Origin of the sequence: Zavarzinia marina, from assembly GCF_021568905.1 — a bacterium.
Taxonomy (GTDB): domain Bacteria; phylum Pseudomonadota; class Alphaproteobacteria; order Zavarziniales; family Zavarziniaceae; genus Zavarzinia; species Zavarzinia marina.
On the sequence record NZ_JAKGSB010000001.1, the window covers coordinates 605563 to 618124 of the forward strand.

Here is a 12562-nt window from a genome sequence, read left to right on the forward strand (position 1 = left end):
CCATGAATTGTCCGAATGCCGTGGCGTGATACTATTGGCCTGGCGGCGATGCCGTCTTGACCGCATGGGACCAAACTCTTGACCGATTGGGCGGGGACCATGGCAACGACTTTGAGCACGGAAGATGTCGTGCCGCAGGCCAGGCTGGGCTTCTGGGCCGATCTGGTCTGCGACAGCTATGTCGGGCTCGATTGCCGGGCGGCCGATCCTCGTGACTTTTCAGGTTCCATAGATCTGTTCGATCTGCATCGGGCGCGGATTTCCGAGGCCCAGGCGGATGCCCACACGCTGGTTCGCTCGCGCCGGCAGATCGCGCGCTCGGGCGCCGATGATTTCCTGCTCAGCATTCAATTGGACGGCCGCATGGTATTCGGCATGAACGGGCAGGAAGCGCCGGTGCCGCCGGGCAGCTTCGTCCTCTATGACGCCAGCCGCGAATACAGCCTGCATTTCCCGGTGCGCACGTCGCAGGTCGTCCTGCAGGTGCCGCGCCATGAATTGGCGCGCCGGATCGGCCATGCCGAAGCCGCCTGCGGGCGGGTCATTTCTGGCGGTGGCGGCATTCATCGCGGCGTCTTCGCGTTGCTGACCGCGCTGCCGCTTGCGTGCCGCACGGCATCAGCCGAACAGATCGCTGCCTTGGAACAGCACGCCCTGGATCTCCTGGCGTGCAGCTTGCGGGCCGATCTTCCGACAGGCCGTTTCGAATTATCCGACCCGCGTTTCGCGGCCCTGATGCTGGCCAAGACCTATATCGACCGGAACCTGCGGGATCCCGCGCTGAATCGGGCCCGTATCGCCGCCGCCGTCGGGCGCAGCGTGCGTGACCTCAATCGTCTCTTCGCGGCGGAGGGGCAATCGGTCACCAGCTATGTTCGCAACCAGCGTCTGTCGCGCTGCCGGGATGATCTCGGCAATCCGGCGCTTTCCCATAAAGGCGTGTCGCAGATCGCTTTCGACTGGGGATTCGGCGACGCCGCCCATTTCGCGCGCTGCTTTCGCGCGCGCTTCGGGCAATCCGCGCTCGACTATCGCCGCGCGGCGCCGGCGCTCAGGTCCTGAGCGCCTTCAACTCCCGCCACAGTCTGTCCGCCGGCCAGGGCGGGGCGCCCGCTTCGGCGGCATGGATCAATTCGATCACGCGGGCATTGACCGGTGCCGCCCGGCCGAGTTTCCGGGCCAGGGCCAATATCTCGCCGTTGATATGGTCGACCTCGGTCTTGCGGCCGGCGGCCAGATCCTCCGCCATCGACGAGCGGGCGTGGCGGTCGATCCGGGGCGTGCCGCCGCGCTTGCTGATCCGCTTGAACAGCCAGTCGGGCAGGGACAGGACGAAGGGCATGCGCTGGGCGGGCAGGGCGCCCAATTGGGCCGGTGCGATCCCCGCCGCCTTCAGGAGGCGCAGCCCCTCCGCCTGGCACAGCGCGAAGCAGCGGCGATAATCGCGGATGGCGAGCTGTGCCGCCAGCGGCTTGCCCGACAATGCGTTGATCGCATTGTTCAGATTGATCAGCAGCTTGGCCCAGAGGATGGCGCGCATGTCGCCGTGACGGTCCAGGGCGAGGCCGGCGGCCTTGAACAGGGGCGCGAGGGCGGCGGCCGTGGGGCCGTCCTCCAGGGCGATGGCGCCGCTGGTGCCCTGGTGGAAATGGCCGGGCCCGGGCGAGGCGACGTTATAGGGCACCATGCCGGCGACCACGGTGCGTCCGGGCAGAAGCGCCCGCAGCCGCTCCGGATTGGAGACGCCGTTCTGCAGGCTGACCACGGCGGCATCGGGCCTGGCGTGGGCGGCTATGTCGGCGGCGGCGCTTTCCGTCGCCTGGCTCTTCACCGCGAGCAGGACGACATCGGCCGCGGCGAGCCCTGCGGGATCGCTGGCGAGGGAGAGAGCGCCGGCCGGAATTTCGGCCCTGAAACCTTCGAGATCGGTCAGGGTCATGCCGCCTTCGGCGAGCACCGCCATCTGGGCCGGACGGCCGACGAACGCGACATTCGCCCCGCCGTGCGCCAGGCGGCCACCGACATAGCCGCCGATCAGGCCGGCCCCGAGAACCACCAGCCGCAAACCGCCTTGCCGGGGGCCATCTTGCCTGTCCATTTCACTCTCCCCATGTTTTCAGGCATGATGACAAAGCGCGCGCGCACTGAGTGTCGTCTTGTTTACATTTCGGTACACGGGTCGGCATTCGGCAGATGCACCTTGCTTTTCCCTGGTATCGGGGGTATTAGGCGCGCCATTCCACACGTGGGTTCGCGGCTGCGGAGAGGTTCCGCCGTCGCTCCGGTGTCCGGATTTCCGAGTTTCGGAGGTTCGGGCGACAGCCCACGGAGGCTCAACCGGAAAAGGTACATATCATGTCCGTTCCTTCGTTCTCGATGCGCCAGCTCCTCGAAGCCGGCGTCCACTTCGGCCACCAGACCCACCGCTGGAACCCGCGCATGGCGCCGTTCCTGTTCGGTGTGCGCAACAACATCCACATCATCGACCTGGGCCAGACGGTGCCGATGCTGCATCGCGCCCTGCAGGCGATCCGCGATGTCGTCGCCGGCGGCGGCCGCGTGCTCTTCGTCGGCACCAAGCGCACCGCCCAGCAGCCGATCGCCGAAGCGGCGGCCCGTTGCGGCCAGTACTACGTCAACCACCGTTGGCTCGGCGGCATGCTGACCAACTGGAAGACCATCTCCCAGTCGATCAAGCGCCTGAAGACCCTCGAGGAGCAGCTGTCGGGCGAGGCCCTCGGCCTCACCAAGAAGGAGCAGCTGAACCTCCAGCGCGAGCAGGAGAAGCTCGAGCGCGCGCTCGGCGGCATCAAGGAGATGGGCGGCCTTCCCGACATCATCTTCATGATCGACACCAACAAGGAAGACATCGCCGTCCAGGAAGCCAACAAGCTGGGCATCCCGGTGGTCGCCATCGTCGATTCGAATTCCAATCCCGCCGGCATCACCTATCCGGTGCCGGGCAATGATGACGCGCTGCGCGCCATCTCCACCTATTGCGATCTGGTCGCCCGCGCGGTCCTCGACGGCATTCAGGCCGAGCTGACCGCGGCCGGCGTCGATATCGGCGAGGTCTCCGAGCTCGTCGACGTCGAGGCGGAAGAAGCCGCCCTGGAGGCTGCTGAGGCCACCGAGGCCGTCGAGGCGACCGACGTCGCCGGCGAGGAAGCTCCGGCCGCCCAGGCCTGAGCTTTCGTCCCCGATCGCAAGCATCTCGAAAGGTAGACCCAAATGGCTGAGGTTACCGCGGCCCTGGTGAAGGATCTGCGCACCAAGACCGGTGCCGGCATGATGGACTGCAAGAAGGCGCTGGCCGAGAACGGCGGCGATATCGAGCAGGCCGTCGACTGGCTGCGCAAGAAGGGCCTCGCGGCCGCCGCCAAGAAGGCCGACCGCGTCGCCGCCGAAGGTCTCGTCGGCGTCGCCTCGGAAGGCACCAAGGCCGCCGTGGTCGAGGTGAACTCCGAGACCGACTTCGTCGCCCGCAACCCGGCGTTCCAGTCCTTCGTCGCCAATGTGGCGAAGGTGGCGACCGAAGCCGGCGAGGATATCGCCGCCATCGCGGAAGCGGCCTATCCGGGCGCCGACAAGTCGGTGAAGGACGAGCTGACCAATCTGATCGCCACCATCGGCGAGAACATGAACCTGCGCCGGGCCGCCGTGCTCGAAGTGCCGCAGGGCGTGGTCGCGTCCTACGTCCATTCGGCCGCCGCGCCGGGCCTCGGCCGTATCGGCGTGCTCGTCGCCCTCGAATCGGCCGCCCCGGCCGAAACGCTGGAGACGCTGGGCAAGCAGATCGCCATGCATATCGCGGCGACCAACCCGGCCTCGCTCGACGTTTCGTCGCTCGACCAGTCGCTGATCGCGCGCGAGCGCGACGTGCTGACCGAGCAGGCCCGCGCCTCGGGCAAGCCCGACAACATCATCGAGAAGATGATCGAAGGCCGCATTCGCAAGTTCTACGAGGAAGTCGTGCTCCTGGAGCAGGTCTTCATCATCGACGGCGAAACCAAGGTCGGCAAGGCGGTGGAAGCCGCCGCCAAGGACGCCGGCAGCCCGATCAAGGTCACCGGCTTCGTCCGCTTCGGCCTCGGCGACGGCATCGAGAAGGAACAGAGCGACTTCGCCGCCGAAGTCGCCGCCCAGGCCGGTCGCTGATCCAGCCTGTTCCCGACTCGCCGGCCGTGAGGCCGGCCCACGGAATGGCCCGGCGCGTTTCCGACGCGCCGGGCTTTCCGCATTCGCGCAGTGGCGATGTGTGCTTTTTGTGGTAGAAGCGCCGTCCCCGTTGGCCCATTGCCGGTCAGATGCTATACCCCGTGACCAGCCCGGCCAGCCGGTTCGGGACTGAGACGCTTCGCGCCTGGATAATCCCATGACCACCGTGCCGAAATTCCGCCGCATCCTTCTCAAAGTGTCGGGGGAAGCCCTGATGGGCGGACAGCAGTTCGGCATCGACAATGTGACGGTCGATCGCATCGCCGGCGACATCAAGGGCGTCTACGACCTCGGCACCGAGATCTGCATCGTCATCGGCGGCGGTAACATTTTCCGCGGCCTGTCGGGTGCCGCGCGCGGCATGGAGCGCGCCACGGCGGACTACATGGGCATGCTGGCGACGGTGATGAATGCGCTGGCGCTGCAGAACTCGCTCGAGAAGCTGGGCCTGCAGACGCGCGTGATCTCGGCCATTCCCATGACCTCGGTGGCCGAGCCCTATATCCGCCGCCGCGCCATCCGCCACATGGAGAAGGGAAGGGTGGTGATCTTCGCCGCCGGCACCGGCAATCCCTTCTTCACCACCGACACGGCGGCGACGCTGCGCGCCGCCGAGATGGGTTGCGACGCCATGCTGAAGGGCACCCAGGTGGACGGCGTCTATTCCGCCGATCCGAAGCGCGATCCCAATGCCGTGCGCTTCGACGAATTGACCTATCATGACGTATTGAGCCAGGACCTCAGGGTCATGGATGCCTCGGCGATCGCCCTGGCGCGCGAGAACCGCATCCCGATCCTGGTCTTCAGCCTGTCCGAACCCGTGGTTTCGGTGCTCAAGGGCGAAGCCAGGTCCACCATCATCAGGGAAGGGGAGTGACACCTTGACCGACGAGCCAGACCTCGAATCGATCGACCGGCGCATGAACGGCGCGGTCGAGAACCTGCGCCACGAATATGCCGGCCTGCGCACCGGTCGGGCCTCGCCCACGCTGCTCGACCCGATCACGGTGGAAGTCTACGGCGCCCAGATGCAGATCAACCAGGTCGCCTCGGTCTCGGTGCCGGAGCCGCGCATGCTGTCGGTCTCGGTCTGGGACAAGGGCTCGGTCAGCGCCGTCGAGAAGGCGATCCGCAATTCGGGTCTGGGCGTCAATCCGGTGACCGACGGCACGCTGATCCGCATTCCGATCCCGGAACTGAACCAGGAACGGCGTCAGGAAATGGTGAAACTCGCCTCCAAATATGCCGAGCAGGCCCGTGTGGCCGTGCGCAACGTGCGCCGCGACGGCATGGACCAGCTCAAGAAGCTGGAAAAGGACGGCAAGATTTCCGAGGACGATCACAAGATCTATGCCGACGAAGTGCAGGACATGACCGACAAGGCGATCGGCCTGATCGACGGCCTGCTGTCGACCAAGGAAAAGGAAATCCTGCAGGTCTGAGGCGGCTGAGAGACGGCGGGCGGCCGGGAGCGGGTGATGAAGCCGGCGATCGAGACGAAGGATGCGACCAGGGACGCGGCGGTGCCGCGCCATGTCGCCGTCATCATGGACGGCAACAGGCGCTGGGCCAAGGCGCGCCTGCTGCCGCGCCTGATCGGTCACCAGCGCGGCTCCGACGCCGTGCGCCGCGTCGTCGAGGCGGCGGCCGACTTCGGCATCGAATATCTGACGCTCTACGCCTTCTCGTCGGAAAACTGGAAACGGCCGGAGGACGAGATCGGCGACCTGATGGGCCTTATGCGGCTCTATCTGCGGCGCGATCTGAACGAACTCCATGCCAATGGTGTTCGCCTCCGGGTGATCGGTGATCGCGGCCGGCTGGCCGGCGACATCATTGACCTGATCGACGAGGCGGAATCCCGCACGCGGGACAATCGCCGGATGACCGTGGTCCTGGCGATTTCCTATGGCGGGCAGGGCGAGATCGTGCAGGCGGCGCGCGCCCTCGCGGCCGAGGTGGCGGCGGGGCGCCTGCGCCCGGAGGAGATCGACGAGAGCCTGTTCGCCAGCCGGCTCGAAACCGCCGGCATGCCGGATCCGGACCTGGTGATCCGCACCTCGGGCGAGAAGCGCCTGTCGAATTTCCTGCTGTGGCAGGCGGCCTATGCCGAATTCGTCTTCGTCGACACGCTGTGGCCCGATTTCGGCCGGGACGAGCTCGAACTGGCGCTGCGCGAGTTTCGCAGCCGCGACCGCCGCTTCGGCGCGCGCAAGGACTGACCGCCGCATGGCCCCGTCGCCGCCGCTGGACAGCAAGAGACCCGGCGATCTCGGCAGGCGTATCCTGTCGGGCGTCGTTCTGGGCGCCGTCGGCCTGGCGGGCGTCCATTTCGGCGACGGCTATTTCGTCGCGCTCATCGGTCTGGTCGCGCTCGCGCTCGTCTTCGAATGGGACAGGATCACCGATCGGGACGGCATCGGCCCCGCCGCCGTCGTCCATATCGGCTTCGTCGCTGCGGCGCTGGCGGCCGGCGCCCTCGGCGTCTTTCCGGCCGCGATGGGCCTGATCGTCGCCGGCGTCCTCGCCTCCATCCTGCTGGCCCGGGCACGGGGACGGGTGGCCGTCTGGTCGGGCATCGCCGTGCCCTATGTCGCGCTGCCCTGCCTTGCCATGCTTTGGCTCCGCTTCGACGCGGCCGCCGGGGCGGCCCTGGTCTATTGGCTGCTGGCCTCCATCTGGGCGACCGATACCGGCGCCTACGTCGCCGGGCGGACCATCGGCGGGCCGCGCCTCGCCCCGCGCATCAGCCCCAAGAAGACCTGGGCCGGCCTGATCGGTGGCGTGGTCGCGGCCGTCGCCGTCGGCGCCCTGGTGGCCCTGGCGGTCGGCCTGTCGCGACCGCTGCTGTTCGGTCTGGTCAGCGGGTTGATCGGCGCCTGGAGCCAGATCGGCGATCTCTGCGAGAGTGCGATGAAACGGCATTTCGGCGTCAAGGATTCGAGCAATCTGATCCCGGGCCACGGCGGTTTCCTGGACCGGCTGGACGGATTGCTGTTCGCGGCGCCGGCGGCCGCGCTCGCGGTCATGGCGGGGCTGCCGGCATGAGCGGGGGGCCACGCAGCGTCACCGTACTGGGGTCCACCGGCTCGGTCGGCACCAGCACCCTCGACCTGATCGGGCGCAACCCCGACCAGTTCCGGGTCGTCGCCCTGGTGGCGCATCGGCGATTGGATCTTCTGATCGAGCAGGCGCGGAGCTTCCGCCCGGCATTCGTCGCCAGCGCGGACGAGGCGGCCCTTCCGGTCCTGCGCGAGGCGCTTTCGGGCCTCGGCATCGCGGTCGGCGCGGGGCCGGCGGCGGTGGCGGAAGCGGCGGCCCGGCCGAGCGACCTCGTGATGGCGGCGATCGTCGGCGCGGCCGGCCTCGCGCCGACCCTGGCGGCGGTCCGGCGCGGCGCCGTCGTCGCGCTCGCCAACAAGGAGGCGCTGGTCTGCGCCGGCGACATCGTGACGGCGGCGGTCGCCGAACACGGCGCCACCCTGCTGCCCGTCGATTCCGAACACAACGCCATCTTCCAGGTCTTCGATGAAGCCCGGCGCGAGCGGGTCAGCCGGCTGATCCTGACCGCCTCCGGCGGGCCCTTCCGCTCGGCCGACCGCGACGCCATGGCCCGCGCCACCCCGGCCGAGGCGGTGTCCCACCCCAATTGGTCCATGGGCGCCAAGATTTCCGTCGATTCGGCGACCATGATGAACAAGGGCCTGGAACTGATCGAGGCCCACCACCTGTTCGCCATGCCGGAAGAGCGGATCGACATCCTGGTCCATCCCCAGTCGGTGATCCACAGCCTGGTCGAATATGTCGACGGCTCGGTTCTGGCCCAGCTCGGCGCGCCGGACATGCGCGTGCCGATCGCCCATGCGCTCGCCTGGCCCGATCGGATGGCGACGCCGGTCGCGCGTCTCGACCTCGCGGCGATCGCCCGCCTGACCTTCGAACCGCCGGATTCCCAACGGTTTCCGGCGCTTTCGCTGGCGCGCCACGCCTTGAAATCGGGGGGGGCGGCCCCTACAATCCTGAACGCGGCGAATGAAGTCGCGGTCGCGGCATTCCTGGCCGAACGGATCGGCTTCCTCGAAATCGCCGCAGTCGTCGATCAGGTTCTGGACCAATGCGCAGGTCGTTTCGGCGCGTCCTGCCTCGACGAGGTGGTGGCTGCTGACAAGGCGGCCAGACACGGCGCCGAAGCCGTGCTGGGCCGGACATAACAACGGGTTGAAACGTGGCACGTCGCAGGACGTGCCGGGAAAGGCGGTCCTCCGGTGGGCGATATGTCCTTTTTGAGCGATATTCTGGGCGGCATCGGCTCGTCACTGCATACGGTCTTCTTCTTCATCGTCGCGATCTCGGCGCTGGTTTCCGTTCACGAGTTCGGCCATTTCTGGGTGGCGCGGCGCTGCGGCGTGAAGGTGGAGACCTTTTCGATCGGTTTCGGCCGCGAACTCTTCGGCTGGACCGACAAGACCGGCACGCGCTGGCGCGTCTCCGCCCTGCCGCTCGGCGGCTATGTGCGCTTCTTCGGCGACGCCGACGCGACCTCGGCCCGGGGCGACGATTCGCCGATGACCGCGGAAGAGCGGCGCGTCAGCTACCAGGGCCAATCTGTCGGCAAGCGCGCGGCGATCGCGGCGGCCGGGCCGGTGGCCAATTTCATCCTGGCGATCTTCCTGTTCTTCGCCCTGTTCTTCATGGTCGGCCAGCCGTTCACGGCGCCGGTCGTCGACAAGGTTTCGCCCGGCAGCGCCGCCGAGGCGGCGGGCATTCTGCCCGGCGACCGCTTCATCGAGGCGGACGGCCGCTCGATCGAGAGTTTCGAGGACCTGCGCCTCGTCATCCGCCTCAATCAGGGCACGCCCATCGACATCGCGCTCGACCGGGGCGGCGCGCGCATGGACCTGACCGTCACCCCCGGCATCACCGAGGTCGACGACGGGCAGGGCGGCAAGCAGAAGATCGGCCTTCTCGGGGTGGCGCCGTCGGGCCTCGAATTCCGCGAGCGCGGCTTCTTCGAGGCGCTCTGGTACGGCACCCGGGAGGTCGGCTCCGTCATCGACGTGACGACGACGGCGGTCGGGCAGATGATCCGGGGCGATCGCGGTACCGAGGAACTGGGCGGACCGCTTCGAATCGCCGACATGTCGGGCAAGGTGGCGGCCACCGGAATCGCCAATTTCATCTGGCTGATCGGCGCGCTGTCGGTAAACCTCGCCTTGTTCAACCTTTTGCCGGTGCCGATGCTGGACGGCGGACACTTGTTGTTCTATGCGTTTGAGGCCATGCGCGGCAGGCCGCTCGGGGAACGGGTTCAGGAATTCGGTTTCCGGATTGGCCTCGCCATGGTGCTGACGCTGATGGTGTTCGCGACCTGGAACGATCTGGTTCAGCTTAGGGTCTTCGATTTCATCAGCCGGCTCTTCACCTGAACGGCGGCGGCAGAGGGAGTTCTGGGGTGTCCTCAATGGTGCGCGTTGCACGTCGGCTGGTCGGGCCGGCTTCGCTGGCTGTCGGTCTCGTCTTCACGCCGGTCGCCTTTGCACAGGTGTCCGGCGGCGGTTCGCAAGCCGTTGCCCCCATCGTCTCGGGCATCCGCGTCGAGGGGAATCAGCGCGTCGAATCCGAGACCGTCATCTCCTACATGGCGATCAAGGCCGGCGATCCCTTCGATCCCCTGAAGGTCGACATGTCGCTGAAGGCGCTCTATGCCACCGGGCTCTTCGGTGACGTGCAGATCCGCGCCGAGGGCAACGACCTCGTCGTCACGGTGGTCGAGAATCCGATCATCAACCGCGTCGTGCTCGAGGGGAACAGCAAGCTCTCCGAGGACAATCTGACCAAGGAACTGCAGGTCAAGCCGCGCGTGATCTTCACTCGCTCCAAGGTGCAGTCCGACGTCCAGCGCATGCTCGAACTCTATCGCCGCGCGGGCCGTTTCGCCGCGACGATCGAGCCGAAGATCGTGCAGCTGCCGCAGAACCGCGTCGACCTGATCTTCGAGATCAAGGAAGGGCCGAGCACCGGGGTGGAGCGCATCAGCTTCATCGGCAACAAGGCCTTTTCCGACGGTGACCTGCGCGACGAGATCGCCACCCGCGAATCCCGCTGGTACCGCTTCTTCTCGTCCGAGGACAATTACGATCCCGATCGCATGACCTACGATCGGGAATTGCTGCGCAAATTCTACCTGACCAACGGCTATGCCGATTTCCGCGTGCTGTCGTCGGTCGCCGATCTGACGCCGGAGCGCGACGCCTTCTTCATCACCTTCACGGTCGACGAGGGCGAGCTCTACAACTTCGGCACCATGGAGGTGGACAGCCGCATTCGCGACCTGCCGTCCGAGGATCTGATCAGCACGCTCCAGACCATCGAGGGCGAGACCTACAACGCCGAACTGATCGAAAAGACGATCGACAGCCTGACGGATGCCGCCGGCAACCTCGGCTATGCCTTCGTCGACATCCGGCCGGTGCTGAAGCGCAACCGCGAAAGTCAGACCGTCGACATCATCTATCAGATCAACGAGGCGCCCCGCGTCTATGTCGAGCGGATCAACATCACCGGCAACGTCCGCACCCTCGACTCGGTCATCCGGCGCGAATTCCGCCTCGCGGAAGGCGACGCCTTCAACACCGCGAAGAAGGAACGGTCGCGCCAGCGTCTGCAGGCGCTCGGCTTCTTCGAGAAGGTCGACATCACCCAGGTCCAGGGCACGGCGCCGGACCGGACGGTGATGAACGTCGACGTGCAGGAACGTTCCACCGGCGAGCTGCAGCTCGGCGCGGGCTATTCCTCGTCGGAAGGCGCGGTCGGCGAAGTCTCCATCCGAGAGCGCAATCTGCTCGGCCGGGGCCAGGACATCCGTATCTCGGCCAGCCTGTCGCAGAAGCGCACCCAGTTCGATTTCGGCTTCACCGAACCCTATTTCCTCGGCCGCAACGTCGCCGCCGGTGTCGACATCTTCAACATCGACCGCGACTATCAGGACGAGGCGCAATACGATCTGCGCCGCCTGGGCTTCGCGCTTCGCGCCTCCTTCGACCTGTCCGAATACACGCGCATGTCGACGCGCTACACCCTGCGGCAGGACGAGATCACCAATGTCGGCTCGCTGGCGTCCCGCGCGGTCAAGGAAGCCGAGGGCGAGGCGCTGACCTCCATGGTCGGCTATGTCCTCGCCTATGACCGGCGCGACCGGCCGCAACGCCCGACCGACGGCTACTACCTGTTCTTCGGTCAGGATTTCGCCGGTCTCGGCGGCGACGTGACCTATGTCCGGACCACGCTGGGCGCCAATTACTACTACCCGATCACGAGTTCCGTGATCGCCTCCGCGACGGCGGAAGCGGGTTACATCCACGGCCTCGGCCAGGACATTCGCCTGAACGATCGCTTCGACGTCGGCGGCCAGAACCTGCGCGGTTTCGCCGATGCTGGTATCGGCCCGCGCGACGGCGACACCGACGACGCGCTGGGCGGCAATGCCTATGCCATCGGCTCGCTCGAGGTCAGCTTCCCGGTCGGCCTGCCCGAGGAATACGGCATCCGCGCCAGCGTCTTCACCGACTTCGGCACGCTCTACGAAGTCGATGCCCCGACCGTCACCAACCTTCTGGACGACGGTTCGTTGCGCATGTCGGCGGGCTTCGGCATTTCCTGGGATTCGCCTTTCGGGCCCATCCGTGTCGACTTCGCGCAGGCCCTCCTCAAGGAAGACTACGACGACACGCAGGTCTTCCGCTTCAGCTTCGGGACGAAGTTCTGATGATCGGACAACGCATCAAGGCCGCGGCGGCCGGACTCCTGCTCTCGGTCGCCCCCATTTCCCTCGTCGCCGCCACGAGCCCGGCCCTGGCCGAGGATCTGCCCCAGGCGAAACCCCTGATCGTGGACTACAAGCGTATCCAGACCGCGTCCAAGGCGTCCCTCGACGTCAATCGCCAGATCCAGGCGGTCCGGGCGAAGTATCAGGCGGTCGTCGACAAGGACCTCGAGGCGCTCAAGAAGGAAGAGCAGAAGCTGCGTGAAGCGGCACCCAAGCTCTCGGATGCCGAACGCTCGAAGCGCCAGAAGGCGTTCGAGGAGAAAGTGGCGGCCGCCCAGAGGCGCGCCCAGGCCAGCAACAAGGCGATCAGCGAGGCGGTCGATACCGCCGGCGCCAAGGTTCGCGAGGCGCTGGTGCCGATCTTCAGCGAGATCATGAGCGCACGCGGGGCCAATGTCCTGCTCGGCACCGAGGAAGTCGTCTATTTCGATCCCAGCCTGGAGATCACCGACGAGGTGCTGGCCGCGCTGGATGCCAAGCTGCCTTCGATAAAGGTCGAAGTCGCACCCGTGAAATGAT

General features: G+C 66.8%; 12 protein-coding genes. 11 read left to right on the top strand and 1 reads right to left on the bottom strand.

All coding sequences use genetic code 11. The annotated features are described in order from the left end of the window. Positions 1-99 precede the first annotated feature (99 nt). The gene (locus L2U69_RS02890; RefSeq protein WP_236104837.1) at positions 100-1062 is read left to right on the top strand and encodes an AraC-like ligand-binding domain-containing protein; all 963 of its coding nucleotides are present in this window, start codon (positions 100-102) and stop codon (positions 1060-1062) included. Here the strand turns inward: L2U69_RS02890 and L2U69_RS02895 are convergent. Further along, positions 1052-2098 (bottom strand): 2-dehydropantoate 2-reductase, encoded by a 1047-nt coding sequence (locus L2U69_RS02895; protein ID WP_236104838.1) that lies wholly within the window; start codon positions 2096-2098, stop codon positions 1052-1054. The genes L2U69_RS02890 and L2U69_RS02895 overlap by 11 nt on opposite strands. A 257-nt stretch (positions 2099-2355) precedes the next feature. Here L2U69_RS02895 and rpsB point away from each other — a divergent pair, with 257 nt between their 5' ends. The 10 genes from rpsB (at position 2356) to L2U69_RS02945 (ending at position 12561) form a co-directional block, all read left to right on the top strand. Beyond that, entirely contained in the window at positions 2356-3189 is an 834-nt protein-coding gene (gene rpsB, locus L2U69_RS02900; protein ID WP_236104839.1) for a 30S ribosomal protein S2, read from the top strand. A 42-nt stretch (positions 3190-3231) separates the two neighbouring features. Next, positions 3232-4158 (top strand): translation elongation factor Ts, encoded by a 927-nt coding sequence (tsf, locus tag L2U69_RS02905; RefSeq protein ID WP_236104840.1) that lies wholly within the window; start codon positions 3232-3234, stop codon positions 4156-4158. A gap of 217 nt (positions 4159-4375) precedes the next feature. Further along, entirely contained in the window at positions 4376-5095 is a 720-nt protein-coding gene (gene pyrH, locus L2U69_RS02910; protein WP_236104841.1) for a UMP kinase, read from the top strand. A gap of 43 nt (positions 5096-5138) precedes the next feature. Continuing rightward, entirely contained in the window at positions 5139-5660 is a 522-nt protein-coding gene (gene frr, locus L2U69_RS02915) for a ribosome recycling factor (RefSeq protein ID WP_329605367.1), read from the top strand. A gap of 36 nt (positions 5661-5696) precedes the next feature. After that, entirely contained in the window at positions 5697-6440 is a 744-nt protein-coding gene (locus tag L2U69_RS02920; protein WP_236104843.1) for an isoprenyl transferase, read from the top strand. A gap of 7 nt (positions 6441-6447) precedes the next feature. Then, positions 6448-7266 carry a phosphatidate cytidylyltransferase gene (locus L2U69_RS02925; protein ID WP_236104844.1) on the top strand — a complete coding sequence of 273 codons (819 nt, stop codon included), beginning with the start codon at positions 6448-6450 and terminating at the stop codon, positions 7264-7266. Next, positions 7263-8429, top strand: coding sequence for a 1-deoxy-D-xylulose-5-phosphate reductoisomerase (locus L2U69_RS02930; RefSeq protein ID WP_236104845.1), 1167 nt, complete (start codon positions 7263-7265; stop codon positions 8427-8429). The genes L2U69_RS02925 and L2U69_RS02930 overlap by 4 nt, the downstream gene beginning before the upstream one ends. Positions 8430-8492: 63 nt before the next feature. Beyond that, entirely contained in the window at positions 8493-9644 is a 1152-nt protein-coding gene (gene rseP / locus L2U69_RS02935) for an RIP metalloprotease RseP (RefSeq protein ID WP_236104846.1), read from the top strand. 35 nt (positions 9645-9679) lie between these two features. Next, complete coding sequence (gene bamA / locus L2U69_RS02940) at positions 9680-11983, top strand: outer membrane protein assembly factor BamA (protein WP_236104847.1); 2304 nt, start codon at positions 9680-9682, stop codon at positions 11981-11983. Continuing rightward, positions 11983-12561, top strand: coding sequence for an OmpH family outer membrane protein (locus tag L2U69_RS02945; protein ID WP_236104848.1), 579 nt, complete (start codon positions 11983-11985; stop codon positions 12559-12561). The genes bamA and L2U69_RS02945 overlap by 1 nt, the downstream gene beginning before the upstream one ends. The last annotated feature ends 1 nt before the right edge of the window (position 12562 follow it).

What these genes read in the sequence shown, in the direction of transcription:
- L2U69_RS02930 (WP_236104845.1), top strand. Translation starts at nt 7,263, where the DNA reads ATGAGCGGGGGGCCACGCAGCGTCACCGTACTGGGGTCCACCGGCTCG.
- L2U69_RS02890 (WP_236104837.1), top strand. Translation starts at nt 100, where the DNA reads ATGGCAACGACTTTGAGCACGGAAGATGTCGTGCCGCAGGCCAGGCTG.
- L2U69_RS02945 (WP_236104848.1), top strand. Translation starts at nt 11,983, where the DNA reads ATGATCGGACAACGCATCAAGGCCGCGGCGGCCGGACTCCTGCTCTCG.
- tsf (WP_236104840.1), top strand. Translation starts at nt 3,232, where the DNA reads ATGGCTGAGGTTACCGCGGCCCTGGTGAAGGATCTGCGCACCAAGACC.
- pyrH (WP_236104841.1), top strand. Translation starts at nt 4,376, where the DNA reads ATGACCACCGTGCCGAAATTCCGCCGCATCCTTCTCAAAGTGTCGGGG.
- frr (WP_329605367.1), top strand. Translation starts at nt 5,139, where the DNA reads ATGAACGGCGCGGTCGAGAACCTGCGCCACGAATATGCCGGCCTGCGC.
- rseP (WP_236104846.1), top strand. Translation starts at nt 8,493, where the DNA reads ATGTCCTTTTTGAGCGATATTCTGGGCGGCATCGGCTCGTCACTGCAT.
- rpsB (WP_236104839.1), top strand. Translation starts at nt 2,356, where the DNA reads ATGTCCGTTCCTTCGTTCTCGATGCGCCAGCTCCTCGAAGCCGGCGTC.
- L2U69_RS02895 (WP_236104838.1), bottom strand. Translation starts at nt 2,098, where the DNA reads ATGGACAGGCAAGATGGCCCCCGGCAAGGCGGTTTGCGGCTGGTGGTT.
- bamA (WP_236104847.1), top strand. Translation starts at nt 9,680, where the DNA reads ATGGTGCGCGTTGCACGTCGGCTGGTCGGGCCGGCTTCGCTGGCTGTC.
- L2U69_RS02920 (WP_236104843.1), top strand. Translation starts at nt 5,697, where the DNA reads ATGAAGCCGGCGATCGAGACGAAGGATGCGACCAGGGACGCGGCGGTG.
- L2U69_RS02925 (WP_236104844.1), top strand. Translation starts at nt 6,448, where the DNA reads ATGGCCCCGTCGCCGCCGCTGGACAGCAAGAGACCCGGCGATCTCGGC.